At 60.1% G+C, this 17,945-nt stretch carries 17 protein-coding genes and 1 pseudogene; 3 read left to right on the top strand and 15 right to left on the bottom strand.

Annotated features, from left to right (window positions below; genetic code table 11):
- Nucleotides 1–44: 44 nt before the first annotated feature.
- The 7 genes and pseudogenes from Syncc8109_RS05390 to Syncc8109_RS05370 form a co-directional block, all read right to left on the bottom strand.
- Entirely contained in the window at nt 45–1,586 is a 1,542-nt protein-coding gene (locus tag Syncc8109_RS05390; RefSeq protein ID WP_025362271.1) for a DUF3370 family protein, read from the bottom strand.
- Complete coding sequence (locus Syncc8109_RS13155) at nt 1,528–1,914, bottom strand: hypothetical protein (protein ID WP_156915494.1); 387 nt, start codon at nt 1,912–1,914, stop codon at nt 1,528–1,530. The genes Syncc8109_RS05390 and Syncc8109_RS13155 overlap by 59 nt, the downstream gene beginning before the upstream one ends.
- Nucleotides 1,911–2,030 (bottom strand): hypothetical protein, encoded by a 120-nt coding sequence (locus Syncc8109_RS11710; RefSeq protein ID WP_232202490.1) that lies wholly within the window; start codon nt 2,028–2,030, stop codon nt 1,911–1,913. The genes Syncc8109_RS13155 and Syncc8109_RS11710 overlap by 4 nt, the downstream gene beginning before the upstream one ends.
- 64 nt (nt 2,031–2,094) lie before the next feature.
- Entirely contained in the window at nt 2,095–2,253 is a 159-nt protein-coding gene (locus Syncc8109_RS12860) for a hypothetical protein (protein ID WP_232202479.1), read from the bottom strand.
- A gap of 108 nt (nt 2,254–2,361) precedes the next feature.
- Nucleotides 2,362–2,493, bottom strand: a pseudogene (locus tag Syncc8109_RS13150) (sigma factor); the annotation flags it as partial.
- Nucleotides 2,494–2,616: 123 nt separating this feature from the next.
- A complete protein-coding gene (locus Syncc8109_RS05375; RefSeq protein WP_025362268.1) occupies nt 2,617–3,462 on the bottom strand; it encodes a DUF4922 domain-containing protein in 846 nt (281 codons plus the stop codon).
- Nucleotides 3,452–4,351 (bottom strand): SpoIID/LytB domain-containing protein, encoded by a 900-nt coding sequence (locus Syncc8109_RS05370; RefSeq protein ID WP_232202478.1) that lies wholly within the window; start codon nt 4,349–4,351, stop codon nt 3,452–3,454. The genes Syncc8109_RS05375 and Syncc8109_RS05370 overlap by 11 nt, the downstream gene beginning before the upstream one ends.
- A gap of 54 nt (nt 4,352–4,405) precedes the next feature.
- Here Syncc8109_RS05370 and Syncc8109_RS05365 point away from each other — a divergent pair, with 54 nt between their 5' ends.
- Nucleotides 4,406–5,134: an SDR family NAD(P)-dependent oxidoreductase gene (locus tag Syncc8109_RS05365; RefSeq protein ID WP_006849646.1), complete on the top strand. Its 729-nt coding sequence runs from the start codon at nt 4,406–4,408 to the stop codon at nt 5,132–5,134.
- Here the strand turns inward: Syncc8109_RS05365 and Syncc8109_RS05360 are convergent.
- Nucleotides 5,116–5,511 (bottom strand): DUF2237 family protein, encoded by a 396-nt coding sequence (locus Syncc8109_RS05360; RefSeq protein WP_006851656.1) that lies wholly within the window; start codon nt 5,509–5,511, stop codon nt 5,116–5,118. The two genes, Syncc8109_RS05365 and Syncc8109_RS05360, sit on opposite strands and share 19 nt — an antisense overlap.
- A gap of 111 nt (nt 5,512–5,622) precedes the next feature.
- Between Syncc8109_RS05360 and Syncc8109_RS11705 the strand changes: the two genes are divergently transcribed.
- Nucleotides 5,623–5,853, top strand: a complete 231-nt coding sequence (locus tag Syncc8109_RS11705) for a hypothetical protein (RefSeq protein ID WP_006851429.1) — start codon at nt 5,623–5,625, stop codon at nt 5,851–5,853.
- Nucleotides 5,854–5,887: 34 nt separating this feature from the next.
- Here the strand turns inward: Syncc8109_RS11705 and Syncc8109_RS05350 are convergent, their stop codons facing one another.
- From Syncc8109_RS05350 to Syncc8109_RS05340, 3 genes are all read right to left on the bottom strand, one after another.
- A complete protein-coding gene (locus Syncc8109_RS05350) occupies nt 5,888–6,160 on the bottom strand; it encodes a DUF4090 family protein (RefSeq protein WP_025362266.1) in 273 nt (90 codons plus the stop codon).
- Between the two features lie 47 nt (nt 6,161–6,207).
- A complete protein-coding gene (gene metH / locus Syncc8109_RS05345) occupies nt 6,208–9,834 on the bottom strand; it encodes a methionine synthase (protein ID WP_006851876.1) in 3,627 nt (1,208 codons plus the stop codon).
- A 63-nt stretch (nt 9,835–9,897) separates the two neighbouring features.
- Nucleotides 9,898–10,812, bottom strand: a complete 915-nt coding sequence (locus Syncc8109_RS05340; RefSeq protein ID WP_025362265.1) for a branched-chain amino acid transaminase — start codon at nt 10,810–10,812, stop codon at nt 9,898–9,900.
- A gap of 65 nt (nt 10,813–10,877) precedes the next feature.
- On the opposite strand from Syncc8109_RS05340, the gene cobN reads away from it, so the two are divergent.
- Nucleotides 10,878–14,606 (top strand): cobaltochelatase subunit CobN, encoded by a 3,729-nt coding sequence (gene cobN, locus Syncc8109_RS05335; RefSeq protein WP_006850547.1) that lies wholly within the window; start codon nt 10,878–10,880, stop codon nt 14,604–14,606.
- Here the strand turns inward: cobN and Syncc8109_RS05330 are convergent.
- Genes Syncc8109_RS05330 through Syncc8109_RS05315 form a run of 4 tightly spaced genes read right to left on the bottom strand, consistent with a single transcriptional unit; the run spans nt 14,596 to nt 17,943 of the window.
- Nucleotides 14,596–15,150 carry a hypothetical protein gene (locus Syncc8109_RS05330; RefSeq protein ID WP_006850013.1) on the bottom strand — a complete coding sequence of 185 codons (555 nt, stop codon included), beginning with the start codon at nt 15,148–15,150 and terminating at the stop codon, nt 14,596–14,598. The two genes, cobN and Syncc8109_RS05330, sit on opposite strands and share 11 nt — an antisense overlap.
- Before the next feature lie 27 nt (nt 15,151–15,177).
- Nucleotides 15,178–15,825 carry a PHP domain-containing protein gene (locus Syncc8109_RS05325; RefSeq protein ID WP_006849969.1) on the bottom strand — a complete coding sequence of 216 codons (648 nt, stop codon included), beginning with the start codon at nt 15,823–15,825 and terminating at the stop codon, nt 15,178–15,180.
- Nucleotides 15,826–15,838: 13 nt separating this feature from the next.
- Nucleotides 15,839–16,411, bottom strand: a complete 573-nt coding sequence (hemJ, locus tag Syncc8109_RS05320) for a protoporphyrinogen oxidase HemJ (protein ID WP_006852066.1) — start codon at nt 16,409–16,411, stop codon at nt 15,839–15,841.
- A gap of 35 nt (nt 16,412–16,446) precedes the next feature.
- Nucleotides 16,447–17,943, bottom strand: a complete 1,497-nt coding sequence (locus Syncc8109_RS05315; protein WP_006851478.1) for a cryptochrome/photolyase family protein — start codon at nt 17,941–17,943, stop codon at nt 16,447–16,449.
- Nucleotides 17,944–17,945 lie beyond the last annotated feature (2 nt).

The raw sequence follows: 17,945 nt of genomic DNA, 5'->3' as shown, positions 1-17,945 counted from the left end.
TTTGAGTCCTCGCCGCTCAAAAGTTCAATCCACCTTTGGGCAGGTTATCGACCCTGAAGCTGGAGCAACCACTGCTGCTGAGATCGAATCACATCGCCGTAACTGGGACGGGCGATAGGCACCACAGCCGGCATCAAAGGAACCGGCCTTACAGATGCTGGCTTCACAGGTGCAGGGTTCACAACAACTGGCTTGGATTCAGGCGGAGGAGGAGCTGTCTTGGGCCCCACCATGCGGGATTTGGTGTCCGCGATTTTGACCTGGGCGTCTCGCTGTTGTTGCTTGCGCCGATAAAGCATGGCCAGCTGCTGAACGGGCACAACACTGAGGAGATGGCCTGGGGTGGCATCGGCCGGATAAACCAAGCTCACCTTCACCGCCTTGCGTGTGCCAGGCACCAGGTTGAGATCAGCCAGGGCCAGGCTCTCCCCCGAGCGCATGCCCACGTGAACCTCTTGAAGGGTTCGATCCTGAAGAATCTGCAGCGATCCACGGAAGGCTGTGAACGTCTTCTTGCCAGACACAACCGGGTGACTAAGCACCAGTTGATGGGGCCCTACACCAGAAATATTGAGGGTCACGTCGTAGCGAACCCCATAGGTGCCGACGTTGTTCAGAGCGGAATCAATCATCCGTGTGGTCAACGGATTGACCTGAACATCACTGGTACCGAAGTGATGTCGCTTCGTGCTGGTGAGGGGCACGTGCAGTGGCCCCTGGTTGAGGTCATGGCTGATCTCAGCCTTGTAGGCATCGCCCAGGGCAACGCCAGCCACCCTGGAGAAAACACGACCCAGCTGGATCTCGCGAATCCGGTTCAGATAAATCCTCCCCGGTGCCAGTCGCCCCGACTGCAGCACCGCGAAAAGATCGGCATCCTGTGCTGATTGCTCGGCTGCAACGACAGCCAGCGTGAAAGGACCGTTGCTGCATCCTTTCAGCAGCCCGTTGGCAATGCCACGGGCAGGGAGCACAGTTCGCACCACAACCCTCTGCCCTCCTGCCGGGATCACGACCTGTTCGGGTAATTTCCGATCTAGTTCACCGCGCAGCAGTTGAACGGCGGTGGCATCGCCTGGTCCTGTGTTCCAAGGACGCTTTCCGAGGGGCTTGACCCCCATCAAACGATTCGGGTGATAAGGCGCTTCAAAGCTGTTTTTGACGGAGCCTCGATCGAACTTCAGTGTGATCGGACTTGATCCGGGATTCGTCGCGATCAGAGCCAAGGTCATCAAGCCCCTGGATCGACGGCCCCCCAGCCTGGCTTGGTCTTTGGGGTAGTACTTGTGATGCATATGAACGCCGAACTCACCGTTGAAGGTGTGGGCAGCGTTGCGAAGCGGCTGGTTCGACTCTGCAGCGATGGCCGAGCCCGCAGCCGTGTCCACCAGGATTCCTGGCCCGGTGACGATCTCCGGTTGATTGGAATGAAGAACCGGAACGTTGTTGAAGGTGCCGTTGAGAGGTCGTGCCTTTTGACCTGCCATCAGGGCGACATATGCCTCAGCGCTGCGATGAGGAACGAACTCAAAACCCGCAAGCGAGACGCAGGACAAGACCAAAATCGGGATTCGCCTGAGACTCATGCGGCTTGATGTTGTGGTGTGCGGAACGACGTCGACACCACGAAGTAGATGCTCTCAATCCACACCGTAGTTCCAGCTTCTGAGACAGCCAAGTAATTGGCGAGTCACACCAAGCTTGAAAATCGGTCAGCATGTTTCCAGCGTCGACGCTGACATGCTTCCTCCGTTCTGCTGCAGCCCCAGCACCGATCACACGAGCTTGCGTCGCCAGCATCAGGAACGAAAGCTGTCGATGCTGCGGTTCTGGCGTGATGGTGCTGAAAGGCAGCTGTCGGCACTCAATGCCGCGATCAAAACTCTCCAGGAACAGATGGATCGCGACGTTCAAGCGTCGGGCTGAGTAGCTTTCAGCTCGTCCGCGATGGTGTTGAGGCCGAGTTTCACGCGCCTCTGAACTGTCATCGCTGAAACCCCTAGCAGTTCCGCTATCTGCCTCAGACTCATCCCATCAATGACGACCATGTGCAGGGCACATGGTCGTCATTCTCAGGGTTGCATAACAGCTTGTTCACCCTGCTACAGGCCTCTGAGCGACCAGATCAATCCCTTGCGGTGTGTCGTCGAGAAGGTCGTCCTTGAATTCCACCCAGTGCTGCTTGCTGCGGTAGTGGTCAACCACCGGGTCATCGGCTGGACTCAGAGAAGAGCACTCCGAACTGTGAACCATCTGCATTGCCCGTTCTTCAAAGGCCCTTGGGAGTCGTATCAATCCGACTCTGTCGCGAACGAAGTGAAGAATGGCTCCCCGAATGTGCCGCTTGGCTAAACTTTTAAAGGGAGCCCCCCGCTGGACTTCGTAGCGGTTGTAAGCCTTGATCAGGCCAAGACATCCCACTTGCAGGAGATCGTCGCTTCCTAGGCCTGTCTGTTGGGCGTAATGACGGGCAATGGGTCGAACCAGATGCAAGTTGTCCTGAATTTGACGGTTCCGATTTTTGAGGCAGGTTTTGGCCTAAGTGTGGTTGTAAGTTCCATCTCCAGCCTTGGCAGAGAGAAGCATGCCAAGGCATCCGTGCCATCACTGAACTTTTCAGCTCTGCGTGTCAACAACAGCTTGAAGCAGGGCCTCTGGTCCTGAACGCTGAATCCACTGTCGATCGGAGGCCTCGGTGCTCAACAAGGATCCGGCGAAGCCGAGGGCGTTGACGCTGAAACCACGAATTCCCTCCCTTCTGCGCCGAACCATGGCCATCCACTGCCTTGTGAGCAGCAGGTTGTAAGCCCCACGAGGACAATCATCGGTGCTGGGGTGCCCCAGATCGAGGTCTTCTGCCAGAGCTAGATACAGCGCTTGAAGCATTTCACCTGTCAGGGTTGAACTGATCGCTGCGACCCGTGCACTGCGCAACAGAAGGTCCTGAGCAGGCGTGGTTCTGCCAGCCGCACAGCAACGGAACCAATCGTCCCGAGCACAGATCCGCTCCCCTTCTGACCGCGGTAACAACTGCAGATGTCGATGCGGCTGGCTTGCTCCGGCATCAGGCCCGCTGTTGAAGAACCACAAACCCGTCGTCGTGGCATCAATCCAGGCTAGGGAGCGCCAATCCTCCATGGACAACCAACCGGTCTGGGGTTGCCAGTCCTGGGTGATGAGCAACATGTGGGAGGTCTGAACGGGATATTTATTCAGGATCACGACGTGGGATTCACCGATCCGATCAACCTCCAGACGTTGGTCCCAGGGGAGAAACGGATTCGGCTTTGGACCCGATGCTCGAAGGTGTTTTGGTGTGGCGCTGAGGAGATGGCGCAACTCAAAGCGACAGCCTCTTTCCCCGATCAGGTGGGTCAATGAGGTATCGAGCGGCACCAGAGCTCCGGATGCGGTCGCTGCAACCGTGACCTCCATCGCTTTTCGAAGCAGTTCACTGGTCATGCCAAGTCAACCGTGCCCGCGAGGCTCCTGCGTGGTATCTGCCGAGAATGGCATTGAAGGGAAGTACCTGATGTGCAAATTGCTGTGCCCCTGATTGACTCATGTTGGCGCCGAGATGGCCATGGGCTTCGGCACTCACCTGCGGGTTTGACGCATAAAGGCTTTCCACAATGCCGCCGCTGTAACTAAGGATGATCCCGCGGGTTTCCCGTGTTGCTGAACGACTGGCCAGGGTGGTGCTTTTCCGCCCTGCAAACACCTGCCAACGGGTTGTATCCCCCAGGTGATACGCCGTCGTTGCCGGTCGGGCGAGATGGGCCATCGGGTAGGAGCGTGCTGCAACGGCTTGCGCCTTCAGGGCTTCCCTATGCCAACTACTGGGCATTTCGGTGCCAACCACTGAGGCCACGTAGGTCTCCAGGTCATGCGAGATCGCCGGGAGCCAATCACCTTGGCCTTTCAGCAGTGATACATCGCCTTGATAGTTCTGCTGGTTGATCTGAACAGGTCCACCGGAGCAATGAATCTCGTGCTGAGGAGAGGAAGCGATCCTCGTCACCAACTCTTGAGTAGGGATCACAGGGCCGTGCTTGTAGCGACAGAGCACGTTGGGTCCCGGTCGTAAGGCGGTGATGTGGCTCTGGCTGACCAAACCGACGCGGATCTCCAGGGGCACATGGTCAGCACGCGGCGGCACCCTTGGAACCACACTGGAACCAACGGTTGAATCATGATCGAGCAGATCAGCCAAGCTTGATCTGGGCTGATCAGGCCGCTGTGGGAGTAGCCGAGCCAACCAGCCGGTCAAAGCGGCCATGAAAAGACTTCCGATCACGGCCTGGAGCCAGAAATGACGGCGAAACGGCACCAGAACTGCTGTCAGAGCCACCAGCCGATGATGCCTGATTTCCGCTAGACGATCCCTTCTTCGCAGCAAGTTCACATGGTCGAAGAAGCTCCGATCACTTGGGCTGGCTTGGCCTTGGTGGTTGGCCCCGGTGGGATCGGAGCGGCAGTGGCAGCGGAACTGAAGCGGACCTGCCCGGATCTGAAAGTGTTGACCGCTGGACGTCATGGACCTCCGGCGTCCTCACTGCAACTGGACCTCGAGAACGACAGTGATCTGGATGGTCTGAGCCCAAGACTGCGTGCCCAGGGGCTCCCCCTGCGTTTGGTGTTCAACTGCAGCGGCCGCCTGCATGGTCCTGGGCTTCAACCCGAAAAACGTCTTCAACAGATCGATCGTTCTCAGTTGGAACAGCAATTCGGCATCAACGCAATGGCTCCGATCCTGCTGGCCAAGGCGATCGAGCCCTTGCTGCAGCGGGATCAACCCTTTCATTTCGCCAGCCTCAGTGCTCGCGTGGGAAGCATCGGCGACAACCGTACTGGTGGCTGGTACGGCTACAGGGCTGCCAAGGCGGCTCAGAACCAGCTGCTGCGCTGCCTGAGCATTGAATGGGGCCGCCGCTGGCCGTTGGCCACCGTGAGCCTGTTGCATCCCGGTACGACCGACACAGGCCTGTCTCGTCCGTTCCAGAGCTTCGTGGCACCGGACAAACTTTTCACTCCAGAACTGGCTGCGCATCAGTTGGTTGAATTGTTGCTGCAACAGACCCCGGAACAATCAGGAACTTTTCTCGCCTGGGACGGTCAGTCGATCGATTGGTGAGCGTGCTGCTTCAGCTGGTCAAGGCTGACAACACTCAGCGCTGTGTCTTCCGTGGCATCCAGGCGCACCAGGGGTGCGACGCCATCCTCGTAGGCCTGCTTCCAGCGCGGTGCACAGACGCACCAGTGGTCCCCTGGTTTCAATCCCGGGAACTGAAAAGCGGGCACCGGCGTGCTCAGGTCATTGCCCAGGGCCTTGCTGTAACTGAGAAATTGCTCGGTCATCACGCAGCAGATGCTGTGCTGGCCGAGATCCGATGGATCGGTTTGGCAGAGACCATTGCGATACCAACCCGTCATCGGCTCACAACTGCAACTCTGCAGTGGGTCGCCAAGAACGTTCCTGGCCGGCGGAAATTCGGGGCTGCTGCTGGACATCTGAGCGCTCAATCGAGGGGGAGTCTGCCCAAGGACTGGCACATTTTGACTTCAGACGGTTGACGAACCCCTGGGGGAGCGGGTTAAACGTCATTCAGTCATCTCCACTCGATGGATTGGGAGTTCACTGAAGACGCTGCTTTTCTGGCGCTCTGCGATGCGTTTCGTGAGAGCGGTGAAAGCTCGGCGATCGAGTTCCTTGCCAATGGAGAGGGAGCCTTTCATTTCCAGGACCTGGCCCAGAACGCCGCTGGCGAAGGCCTTGATCTGAGCGAATCCAGTGCCCTGGAATCGTTCCAGCAAGAAGTGATCGACACGATGGAGAAGCTCTGCCAGGACTGAGCCCTGCAGAGCTTGCTTCTCCGTCAGCAGGAGATCATCCATAGAAGAAAGAGATCTCCTTGTCCTTCAGACCGTCCCATCCGGCCTCAACGAGCCTCTGATTGAGCGTTTCCTTGTCGAAATGCTTGGCTCCGGTCTTGACCACCCGGTTGCGCATCGATTTGAGAACGCCACTGCGGGCGCGCTGACTTTCCAGATCCATCACCTGGTTGTAGAGGGCGAGCATCGCTCCAGGGATTGGACTTCCATCCAGATCCACACCAGCTTTGATGGCGGCATCAACACCATCCGGTCCGGCAATGGCCATGGTGAACACAAACAGGGCGCCTCAGGCTATGGGACGCCCCTCAGGGCTCAGGCGCTGAAGTAACGCGCCTGGGAGTGGAGCGCTACCAATGCTGTGGTGCTCTGCTCCGGTTCGAGCTGATCGCTGGCGTCCATGCTCAAGCCGATCCGCTCAGCGCCAAGCCATTCCAGCTGCTGCCTGGAGTCAGCCACATTCGGGCAGGCGGGGTAGCCGAAGGAGTACCGACTGCCGCGGTACCGCTGCGCCAGCACATCCCGCAGCGCTATGCCAGCTGGATCTGCGAAACCGAGTTCCGAGCGAATCCGTGCGTGCACCCATTCGGCCATCGCTTCGGCCATCTGCACCGCAAGGCCGTGGAAGTACAGGTAATCGCTGTAGCGGTCGCCCTTGAACAGCTCCTGCGCCACCACAGAGGCCTTCTGGCCCATGGTCACGGCCTGCATCGGCAGCACGTCCTTCGGGCGTCCCTCAGCGTCCAGATCGTTGAAGAAATCGGCAATGCAGTAGCGGTTGCCAGACCGTTGACGGGGAAGCTCAAAAAACCCGAGTTCCCGCGTGCCATCGGCATCAAACACCCGAAGGGTGTTTCCATCGCGTGCCGCAGGGAAGTAGCCGTACACCGCCCGGGGGGTCAACAGTGACTCGGTGATGCAGCGCTGCATCCACTCCTGCAGCACCGGCTCTGCCTTCTCCTGAAGCATCGCCTCGTAGTCTTCCCTGCTCTGCTCCTTGGTTTTGCGGAGCATCCACTGGCCAGCGAAGAGGGCATTGCGGTCGAGGTAGTGGAAGACCTCGGTGATGTCGATGTCGACCTCAGTAATCACCGCAGAGCCGAGGAAGGGCGGCACCGGTGCGGCTTCAGCGGGGACGGCGTCGGATCGATCTGAGCTCACCGGCGGCAGATCCGCTGCCGGAGCATCCGATGCGGAGGTGGATGTCTCCTCAGCGTTCTCGGAAGTTGTGCCCTCTTCATCAAGGCCCACCCCTTGGGGCGCATCAGCAAGAAAGCCCTTGTTGTTGGTCCAGTTGTCGCTGCGCTTCGCATCCATCAACGCATCCATGAAGCGCAGATCAGCAAAGGCATCACGGCCGTAGATCACCTTGCCGTCGTAAACCTCACGACAGTCCTTCTGCACGAAGCGTGGCGTGAGGGCCGCACCGCCGAGGATCACAGGAACATCGATCCCTGCCTCGTTGAAGGCCTGGAGATTGTCCTTCATGAAGGCCGTGGACTTCACCAGCAGACCGCTCATGGCGATGCAATCGGCTTGATGTTCACGTTGGGCCTCAACGATGGCTTCACAGCTCTGCTTGATGCCCAGGTTGATCACCTCATAGCCATTGTTGGTGAGGATGATGTCCACCAGGTTCTTGCCGATGTCGTGGACATCGCCCTTCACCGTGGCGATCAGGAACTTGCCCTTGCTTGTGCTCTCGCCCTCGTTTTTTTCCATGTACGGCTCGAGGTGAGCCACGGCGGATTTCATCGTCTCGGCGCTTTGCAGCACGAAGGGGAGCTGCATCTGGCCGCTGCCGAACAATTCACCCACCACCTTCATGCCATCCAGAAGGAAGGTGTTGATGATCTGCAGAGGGGGATAGGTCTGCAACGCCTCATCCAGGGAGGGCTCCAGGCCGATGCGCTCACCATCAATGATGTGCTGCTTGAGCCGTTCCTCAATCGGCAGATCCGCCAGCGAGGGGCCTGAAGCACGGGCTTCCTTGGTGCTGACTCCCTCAAACAGCTTGGTGAGTTCGGTGAGTGGGTCGTAGACGCAGATGCCGTCCTCGAAACGGCGGTTGTCGTCTATCAGATCTCGACACACACTTTGGTGGTCATGACTGATCTTGATTAGCGGGAGAATTTTGGCGGGGCTGACGATGGCCGAATCCATGCCGGCTTCACAGCAGTCGTGAAGAAAAACTGAATTGAGGGTGATCCGGGCCGCCGGTGACAGGCCGAAACTCACGTTGCTGACCCCGAGCACCACGTGCACACCGGGGAGGTTCTCCCGGATCATCCGGATGGCATCCACGGTGGCGCGACCATTCAGCCGGTCTTCCTCAATGCCAGTGGAGATGGGAAGGGCCAGGGGGTCGTAGAAGATCTCATGGGCAGGGATGCCGAACTCGAGTGCATCGCGGTAGGCCCTCTGGGCGATGGCGAACTTTTTCTCGGCCGTTCTGGCCATCCCTTCTTCATCGATAGTGCCGACCACTACAGCGGCTCCATAGCGGCGGGCCAACTCCAAAACCTTGAAGAAGCGCTCGTCGCCGTCTTCGTAGTTGGTGGAGTTGAGAATGCATTTACCCCCAGCCACCTTCAGGCCCGCCTCCATCTTCTGCCACTCGGTGGAATCGAGCATCAGGGGCAGGTTGACGTTGGTGACCAGACGGCTCACCAGCTTGTGCATGTCCCGTTCGCCATCGCGACCGACGTAGTCGACGTTGACGTCGAGCACGTGGGCGTTTTCCTTCACCTGGCCGCGGGCCACCGACACGAGCCCGTCCCAGTCTTCCTCCGCCAGCAGTTCGCGCACCTTGCGGCTGCCACTGGCATTGAGCCGCTCACCAATGATCAGGAAAGAGTTGTCCTGGTGATAGGGCGTGACGCCATAGATCGATGAGGCTGCGGGCTCGTAATTGAGGCTGGGGCGAACATCCTCCGCGCTGGCGCGATCCCAGCGGGAGGGGCGTTCAGCCGGCTTAAGCTCCTGCGCTAATTCCGCAAGGCTGCCGATGTGGGCCGGAGTGGTGCCGCAGCACCCACCGATCACCTGTACGCCGAGGTCTTCAACGAAGTGCATCAGCTGCATCTTCAGCTCCACTGGCGTGAGGCGGTAATGGGCCACCCCGCCAACGTTTTCAGGCAGACCGGCGTTGGGAATGCAGCTGACGGTGAAGGGGGAATGCTTAGAGAGGTAGCGAATGTGCTCCTTCATCTGCTCCGGACCGGTGGCGCAGTTCAGGCCGAGGATGTCGATCGGGAACGGCTCAAGGATCGACACCACAGCGGCGATGTCAGTGCCGACGAGCATGGTGCCCGTGGTTTCCATCGTGACCGAAACCATCAGGGCACGCCGCTCACCGGTGGCGGAAAAGGCCTCTTCGATGCCCTGGAGAGCTGCCTTGATCTGCAGCACGTCCTGACAGGTTTCGACGATGAACAGGTCGACGTTTCCGGCGATCAGTCCCTCAGCCTGCTCGCGGAACGAATCCCGCATCGTGTCGAAATCGATGTGGCCAAGGGTGGGCAGCTTGGTGGTGGGTCCCATGGAGCCCGCCACGAAACGTGGCTTCTCAGGGGTGCTGAACTCATCAGCCATTTCCCGGGCCAGCTCGGCTGCCCGCTTGTTCAGCTCAAAGGCCTTGTCTTCCAGGCCGTATTCCGCCAGAACAATAGATGCTGCGCCGAAGGTATCGGTCTCGATGACATCGCAGCCCACCTCGAGGAACTGGCGATGCACAGCCTTGACTGCATCCGGCTTGGTGACCGCCAGGTTCTCGTTGCAACCCTCTAGGTCGGGACCACCGAAATCATCCGCCGTGAGCCCTAGCCCCTGAAGGCTGGTGCCAGTGGCGCCGTCGAACACCAGCACAGGACGCTGTGGTCCATGCAGGTACTCGAGGAATGCAGAGGTGGTGGCTTGCCGATCTGCCTGCGTCACCACCATCAATGCACTCTCAGGGAAGCACCGATCTTAAGAAAAGCTCAGGGCGAACTTCAGACTGTTCGTTCAGGAGATCGGAATACGGGTCACCCAGTGCTCATAAGCGAGGTCCCGTCCTTCGGTGATCGCCACCAGCTTGGCCTTCAGGGCATCCATCACAGGACGCTTGGAGTTCAGCACCGTTGATTCAATCTGACGGATCGGCGTCACCTTGGCGGCCGTGCCGGAAAGGAACACTTCATCGGCGATGAACAACTCGGTTTTATCCACGGGACGTTCAATCACAGGGATGTCCATCGCTTTGGCCAGCTCAATCACGCTGGCACGGGTGATGCCCTCAAGGATGTCCTGATCAACTCCAGGCGTGATCAGCTGACCATCACGCACCAGGAACAGGTTCATGCCGCTGGCTTCACTGATCTTGCCGCGACTGTTCAACAGCAAGGCTTCGTCGAAACCGCTCTGCACGGCTTCCGTCTTGGCCAGGGAACTGGTGATGTAGGCGCCAGAGATCTTTCCGCGCAGCGGCAGGGAGCGGTCCTCCTGGCGGGTCCAGCTGCTGATCCTGCAGCTCACCCCCTCTGGGGAGAGGTAATCCCCGAGGGGGAGTCCGTAAATCAGGAAGTCGGTCTCGATGTTGTGCAGGCGCGGGGCGATGCCCAGATCGCTGGTGTACACAAAGGGCCGCAGATATATCGGCTGATCAGGCTTGTTGGCCTGCAGCATCGCAGTGAGAGCCGAGAGGATCGTCTCCTCACTCAGATCCGTGAGCAGCAACCGGGCGCTCTGGCTGAGACGCCGGGCGTGCCGGTCGGCACGAAACAGCAACATGGTGTTGCTGTTCTGGGGATCGGGAATGGCGCGCATGCCGCCGAAGGCACCAGTGCCGTAGTGCAGGGCATGGGTGGCAATGGAGATCCTGGCCTCCTCGAAGGGGACGCACTGGCCCTGGAACCAGGCATAGGGCAGGAACTGATGCATCACCGTGATGGATCCGATCGCTGAATCTTCTCACCACCGCGCACCGCAATAAGGAGAATGGGGTCATGCATCGCCTTGCCACCTGTCCGGGTCTGGACCCACCGGAAGATGTGGTGCTCGTGGAGCAGCCGGGAGCGGATGTGCTGTTCCTCACCAGCGCAGGCACTGACATCAGCTGCCTGGACGCCAGCCTGCCGAGCAACCAGGCCTGGAACAAGCGGATCCGGGCGTTGCCCCTGAGCTGCCTGGAGCACCCAGCACAGCTGGACCATTACCTCAACACCACCGCCCAAGCGGCGCAATTGATTGCGGTGCGCCTGCTCGGCAGCCGTGGGCACTGGAGCTACGGCCTGGAGCAACTGCAGCGCTGGTGCAGCGAAGCGAAACAGCGACAACTGATCGTCCTTGCCGGAACGGCTGATCAGAGCAACGAGCTGCATGGGTTGGGCTCCTGCAGTCCTGAACTGGCCGATCAGCTGTCGGCATTACTGCGAGAGGGTGGCATCGACAACATGGGGCGGTTCCTCGGAGCTCTCGAGGCTCTGCTGGAGAGCACTCCCCCATCACCAGAGAGCGTTGCGGTGGTGCCTTGCCCCGATCCAATGCCCTGGGATTGGCGCGATGAAGCCGGGGCTGCGGTGGGCGTGGTTCTGTATCGGGCTCTGTTTCAGGCCGGAGACCTTGCCCTGGCGGATGCCCTCACAGCCGCACTACGGAAAGAGAGACTGCGGCCCTGTCTGCTCTGGGTCAGCAGCTTGAGAAACCCGGCGGTGCAGGCCGGCGTCCACGACCTTTTGAATCAGCAAAACGCTGAGCTGGTGATTGCGGGCACGTCCTTTGCCTCGGTGCAGACCGAACAGGCCGGCCTTGGCAGCGCTCTCTGGGATCGGCTCGATCGACCGGTGTTGCAACTGGTCAGCAGCAGCCGGAGCCGGGCCCAGTGGCTGGAGAGCAGCCAGGGGCTGAATCCGATGGATCTTTCGTTGCAGGTGGTGATGCCGGAGCTGGATGCTCGGATCACCACGCGGCCCTGCGGTTTTCGTGACCACCTACAAACCACCGGCCCACTGGCCACGGCCATTCCCTGCCTGCAACCGGATCCATCTGGACTAGCGTGGCTGGCCGAGCACAGCCGACGCTGGGTGGAGCTGCGACGGACACCCTGTGCCGAGAGGCGCATCGCGATGGTGCTGGCCAACTATCCCGTGCGTGACGGTCGTGTGGCCAATGGCGTGGGCCTTGATACGCCAGATAGCACGGCGCGGATGCTCCGCTGGTTGGCTGACGCCGGCCATGACCTCGGTTCGGGAGCCTTGCCGGATTCAGGCGATGGCCTGATGCAACAGCTTTTGTCCGGTCGCACCAATTCACCGGAAGGACAGCACCGCCCAGCGCTGGATCATCTGCCTCTCACCACCTATCAAAAGTGGTGGACCAGCGTTCCGGAATCGGCTCGACGCTTGATCGAATCCCGTTGGGGACCTCCAGAAGCCGCCTGCGATCTGGATCCAAACAAAGGGTTTGCCATTCATGGCCTGCGCTTTGGTCATGTGGTGGTGCTGATCCAGCCGGATCGCGGCTATGACGCCGATCAGATCGCCGATCTCCACTCACCTGATCTGCCACCACCGCACCGGTATCTAGCTCAGTACCTCTGGCTGCGCTGCGTGCATCAGACCCAGGTGATGCTGCATGTGGGCAAGCACGGCAGTGCTGAATGGCTACCGGGCAAGTCGGTGGGTTTGAGCGATGCCTGCGGCCCCGAGCTGGCCCTGGGACCGATCCCTCACTTTTACCCCTTCATCGTAAATGACCCCGGCGAAGGATCTCAGGCCAAGCGACGTGGTCATGCCGTGGTGCTGGACCACCTCACACCGCCTTTGGGACGTGCTGGATTGCACGGACCGCTGCAACGGTTGGAGGGCCTGCTGGATGAACTGGTGGAGGTGCGGCAGCTGGGCGGCCAGCGGGCCCGGGTGCTGGAACAGTCGGTGCATTCCAGCCTGCTTTCCCTCAACTGGCCCGGAATCCCCAGCCAAGCGGAGATTCGCCGCCAACCGGAGCTGCTGGAGAGCTGTCTGGATCAGGCGGAGACCTATCTCTGCGAGCTCAAGGAATCGCAGATCCGCACGGGCTTGCATCGGTTTGGTGTCGCGCCATCGACAAAAGCCGCCGATGAGCTGCTGATCGCCCTGGCTCGCCCGCCCAGGCAGGGGCAGCCCGGCTTGCTGCAGGCCATGGCCCTGCAAGCAGAACTGGGCTTTGACCCTTGGCAGCAGGACGAAGGCGACAAGCTCTCGGAGGCGGATCAGACCCGCCTGAGGCTGCTGAGTGGTACGAACTGCCGACGGGTGGGGGATGGATGCGCATGGCTGGAGCAGCAGGCCCAGTTGTTGATCAGGCGGATCATCCATGGGGAAAAGGGCGACGGACTGGCTCAACCCTTCCGGACCTGGAGCCTGGAGGATCCCTGCCTGCAGAACCTGCACGACGACCTCTGGCCCCGCTTGAACGGTTGTGCCTCAGCCGAAAAAGAGGCCTTCCTGCGGGGAATTCAGGGGCAGCGCATCGCTGCGGGGCCCTCAGGTGCACCGAGTCGCGGTCGCCCCGATGTGCTGCCCACCGGCCGAAATTTTTATTCCGTCGATCTGCGGGGCTTGCCCACGGAAGCCGCCTGGGACCTTGGGCGACGTTCGGCGGAGCAGTTGCTGGATCTCCATCTGCTGGAGCAGGGGGAACCGCTGCGCCATATGGCGTTATCGGTCTGGGGAACAGCAACGATGCGCAATGGCGGAGAAGACATCGCCCAGCTGCTGGCCCTGATCGGTGTTCGACCGGTGTGGGATGGCCCCACCCGAAGGTTGGTAGACCTGGAAGTGATTCCAGCCCGTTTGCTGGGTCGACCGCGGGTGGATGTGGTGCTGCGCATCTCCGGGCTGTTTCGCGATGCCTTCCCCCAGTTGGTGGGCTGGGTGCATCAGGCCCAATCTATGGTTGCAGCCATCGACGAACCGGATGAACTGAATCCCCTGGCCGAGCTCACCCGTCTAGGCGGGCCCCAGGGACGCATTTATGGATCCGCCCCCGGTGCCTACGGAGCCGGCTTGCAAGCCCTGATCGACAGTGGCGCCTGGGACTCTCGAGCAGACCTGGGCCAGGCCTTTCTCAGTTGGAGCCAATGGTCGTACGACGGTGTCGCTGCCCCCAGCCTTGATCGTTCCGGTCTCGAGCAGGCCCTGGGCAGGGTGCAGGTGGTGCTCCACAACCAGGACAACCGCGAACACGATCTGCTTGATTCCGACGACTACTACCAGTTCCAGGGGGGCCTCAGTGCCGCGGTGGAAGAGGTTTCAGGAACACGGCCGCAACTGTGGTTCGGAGACCATTCCCGACCCGAACGTCCTCGCCTGCACCGGCTCGAAAAGGAATTGGACAAGGTGATGCGCAGCCGGATGCTCAACCCCCGCTGGATCGAGGGAATGATGCAGCACGGCTACAAGGGTGCATTTGAGATGGGAGCCAGCCTTGACTACCTCTTTGCCTACGACGCCTCCACCAATCGCGTTCCCGATTGGTGTTACGGCGCGGTGTGTGACCAGTGGCTGAGCCAGACGGGAACCCTCGACTTCCTCAAGGAGAGCAACCCCTGGGTGCTGAGAGACATGGCCGAACGGCTGCTGGAGGCCTCAAATCGAGGCCTTTGGACGTCAGCATCGGAAAATCAGCTGCTCCACTTGCAACAGCTGGTGAACAACAGCGAAGCCCAGATTGAACGGGGTGGACCTATTTGTTGAGGTCGCGAACCATCTGACGAAACGGATCGATCGATCCAGGCTTGGAGGACGGCGCGGCGGAACCCTCCTTGGCCACCGGTTCCTCCTTGGGCTTCAACTCTTCTTTGCGGCCGACGGGAGCGGCATCTGCGGGAGCAGGGGTGTTCACACCCGTGATGGCGGTGCCCTTGAGGCGCTTGCTCATCTCCTCGGTGCTCACCTGCGTAGCGAAGGTTTTCTTCACCGGTGTGGGGATGCCCGCGTTGAGAGTGATTGATTCTTCCTTCTGGACCACACCACCAAGGCCTTCGCTGCGCTTTTCAAGCTTCTCGGTTTGAGCTGCGACCTCCATGATCTGTTCCTTCGTTCCGGGGCTTGCGGCCGTGCCGGGGAAGGTGCGGCGAATCGTCTTTGACTCGCGCATGTAGTTCACATCCCCCAGGGAAGAGGAAGCATCAGCATCAAGGAAGAACTCAGCTGGCTTCTCCTTTGCCGGCTTGCGCGGCTGAATCGTGGAGTCTGAATCTGCGGCATCCTTTTTCAGCAGACGATCCAAGAAGCCCATGTCGACCGGAACTGAGATGAAACGAACTTAGCGGCCGCAAAGGTCAATTCCATGGGTATCGGTGCCACACGTACGCAAAAGGCCAAGGTTGCTCAGCTGACGATCGATGGCCTCGCAGATCAACGGGCTGGCGGACCAGGTTGGTTGCATCTCGTAGTCGTACCAGGCCTCACCACCATCGAAACCAAGCCGTGCCGCCTCATCGATCAGCACGTCATGGCCAAGGCGATAACGGGCGGGATGGGCCAACACTGCCAATCCACCGGCGTCATGGATGGCTTTAACCACCGCCTCAGCCCTTAGCAGTTCACCGACGACGGCATCACCACGGTTGTAGGGCTGGAGCACAGGGTGGTTGAGCTCGAAGCCAAGGGCGAGCACATGAACAAGGCACCCCTTCAGCAGTGCACTGATTTCCATGCCGCTCCAGACCGTGGGGACCAGTACACCTGTGGCACGCTGCTGATCCAGCCAGGCCTGGATCTCCCTGTGGGCATGGCTGCTGTGGTGATCCGTCACCGCCAGGTGCTTCAGCCCCCGCTCGGTGGCCTGCTGGATGAGCTTGATCGGTTCGAGGCTGCCGTCACTGCAGACGGTGTGGCAGTGAAAGTTATGCGTGGTGGGACAGCTCGACGGTCCCACCTTCTCGAGCACGGCTTTGAGGGGGTGGGTCATCTCAACCCTCATCTCAGGCTTTGGCAGAGGCTTCGGCCCGTAGGCGGCGCCAACGGGCATAGAACTGAATCGACGCTGCCATGAACACCACCAGGGCGACGATGAACCAGGTCGCTGCGCTGGTGGGGAACTGCGTTTTGAACACCACCAGCATCACCACGATCACCAGCAGCAACGTGGGCAGCTCATTCAGGGCGCGCAGCTGCTTGCCCGACCAGGCACAGGTGCCGGCATGGAGTTGGCCCATCAGCCGGTAACAGAACACGTGGTAAGCCAGCAGGGCAGCCACAAAACCAAGCTTGGCGTGCATCCAGCCCTGCTGAAGCCACGAGGGCTGGGCCAGAAGCAACCCGATGGCCATTGACACCGCCACAGCCATCCCCGGCGTGGTGATGATGTTGGCGAGGCGTTTCTCCATCAATGTGTATTGATTGCGGAACGGCTGCTGCAGTTCCGGCGCCAGTTCCGCCGTTTCAACGTGATAGATGAACAGGCGCACCAAATAGAAGAGGCCCGCAAACCACACCACAACCCCAACGATGTGCAGGGTCTTGAACCAGAGGTAGGCCTCAGGCGAAAACGTCATCAACACGACTGATCTGGAGCGACCTTACGCAGGGTTCAGGTGAGCGCGTCAAGAAAATCGCTGGCTCGATGCTGATGGGCCAACAGAACGTCGGGAGCCATGCGATCCAGGTTGCGGGCCATCATCGCCAGCCGGTATTGGCGCCGGAAGAAGTCCTGATGGCGGTGGATGAATGTCCAGAACAGGCCATCCCAGGTGTCACACCACTCACCTTTGCCGTAATCCGACATCTTGCGAACGTAGTTCGAGCCAGAGAGATAGGGCTTGGTGGTGAAGATGCCACCATCAGCGAACTGACTCATGCCATAGACGTTGGGCACCATCACCCAGTCGTAGGCATCCACAAACAGCTCCATGAACCAGGTGTAGATCCGGGTTGGATGGAATCCGCAGAGGAGCATCACATTGCCCAGGAGCATCAGGCGTTCGATGTGATGGCAATACCCGGTCTCCAGGGCATGGCGGATGGCGTCATCAATCGGGGGCAGACCCGTGGATGCGGTGTAGAAGGCGGAGGGAATCGGCCGGTCATCGAAGCCCCAGAAATTTCCGTTGCGCATCTCCACCCCATGGCGACGGTAAATCGCCGCCATGAACTCCCGCCAGCCGATGATCTGACGCAGAAATCCCTCCAAAGAATTGAGCGGGATGTCACCGGCCTCAGCCCGCTCCAGCGTTCGATCCAGCACCTGCAGAGGTGTGAGTAGACCGATGTTGAGCATCGGCGTGAGCACGCTATGCCACATCACCTGATGCTGGGTGCTGATCGCATCTTCGTAAGCCCCGAACTGGCGCAGGCGTTGTTCGAGGAATTGATCCAACCAACGGGCTGCATCGCCATGGGTAACGGGATAATGGAACCGCTCCCAGCTGCCGATGCCGGCCACCCCCTCGCCGATGAGCTGCTGCCGGGCAGCCTCGACGAGGGCCACCGAGCCGCTCGAGCGTTCGGCCGGTGGCTCTGGAACCAGGATTCCCTTGGGGAGCTTCTTGCGGTTGTCGGAATCGAAACTCCAGCGACCACCGACAGGCCCACCGTCAGGATCGATCAGCAGATCCAGTCGCTTGCGCTGCATCTCGTAGAAGCGACCCATCAGGGGCTTCTTGCCGGAGGCGAAATGGTCCTCGATGACGGCCTCTGGGGTGAGAAGCATCGGGGTGGCGACGATCTCCAGACCGCAGCCGTGGCGTGATGCGAAGGCGGAAATCCGTCGCCTCAGAACATCGTCCACCGGATCCGCCAGATGAAAGGACCGATAGCCCTGATCGAGCAGATCACCAAGGATCTCAGCAGTGCTGGCTGCCTGCCCCTGCAGCACCCGCAACACGGTGAAGCCGTTGGCCTGAAGCATCTCGGCATAGGCATTCATCGAGGCCCGATGCAGAAGCAGGCGCTGCCGATGCACCTGGATCGGCCAGCGGGGATCAGTGCCGAACAGCAGCGGATCTTCGATCAGGGCCACGGCCCGTCCAGGCCGAAGCGCGGGATGGTGTTCAAACAGCTGATGGGGAAAAACAAGACTGAGATCCACCG

Origin of the sequence: Synechococcus sp. WH 8109 (assembly GCF_000161795.2) — a bacterium.
Lineage (GTDB): Bacteria > Cyanobacteriota > Cyanobacteriia > PCC-6307 > Cyanobiaceae > Parasynechococcus.
Note: the sequence above shows the minus strand (reverse complement) of the source record. Positions and strands in the feature narration are given on the sequence as shown.

What these genes read in the sequence shown, in the direction of transcription:
- Syncc8109_RS05390 (WP_025362271.1), bottom strand. Translation starts at nt 1,586, where the DNA reads ATGAGTCTCAGGCGAATCCCGATTTTGGTCTTGTCCTGCGTCTCGCTT.
- Syncc8109_RS11710 (WP_232202490.1), bottom strand. Translation starts at nt 2,030, where the DNA reads ATGAGTCTGAGGCAGATAGCGGAACTGCTAGGGGTTTCAGCGATGACA.
- Syncc8109_RS12860 (WP_232202479.1), bottom strand. Translation starts at nt 2,253, where the DNA reads ATGGTTCACAGTTCGGAGTGCTCTTCTCTGAGTCCAGCCGATGACCCG.
- Syncc8109_RS05375 (WP_025362268.1), bottom strand. Translation starts at nt 3,462, where the DNA reads ATGACCAGTGAACTGCTTCGAAAAGCGATGGAGGTCACGGTTGCAGCG.
- Syncc8109_RS05365 (WP_006849646.1), top strand. Translation starts at nt 4,406, where the DNA reads ATGGTCGAAGAAGCTCCGATCACTTGGGCTGGCTTGGCCTTGGTGGTT.
- Syncc8109_RS05360 (WP_006851656.1), bottom strand. Translation starts at nt 5,511, where the DNA reads ATGTCCAGCAGCAGCCCCGAATTTCCGCCGGCCAGGAACGTTCTTGGC.
- Syncc8109_RS11705 (WP_006851429.1), top strand. Translation starts at nt 5,623, where the DNA reads ATGGATTGGGAGTTCACTGAAGACGCTGCTTTTCTGGCGCTCTGCGAT.
- Syncc8109_RS05350 (WP_025362266.1), bottom strand. Translation starts at nt 6,160, where the DNA reads ATGGCCATTGCCGGACCGGATGGTGTTGATGCCGCCATCAAAGCTGGT.
- metH (WP_006851876.1), bottom strand. Translation starts at nt 9,834, where the DNA reads ATGGTGGTGACGCAGGCAGATCGGCAAGCCACCACCTCTGCATTCCTC.
- Syncc8109_RS05340 (WP_025362265.1), bottom strand. Translation starts at nt 10,812, where the DNA reads ATGCATCAGTTCCTGCCCTATGCCTGGTTCCAGGGCCAGTGCGTCCCC.
- cobN (WP_006850547.1), top strand. Translation starts at nt 10,878, where the DNA reads ATGCATCGCCTTGCCACCTGTCCGGGTCTGGACCCACCGGAAGATGTG.
- Syncc8109_RS05330 (WP_006850013.1), bottom strand. Translation starts at nt 15,150, where the DNA reads ATGGGCTTCTTGGATCGTCTGCTGAAAAAGGATGCCGCAGATTCAGAC.
- Syncc8109_RS05325 (WP_006849969.1), bottom strand. Translation starts at nt 15,825, where the DNA reads ATGACCCACCCCCTCAAAGCCGTGCTCGAGAAGGTGGGACCGTCGAGC.
- hemJ (WP_006852066.1), bottom strand. Translation starts at nt 16,411, where the DNA reads ATGACGTTTTCGCCTGAGGCCTACCTCTGGTTCAAGACCCTGCACATC.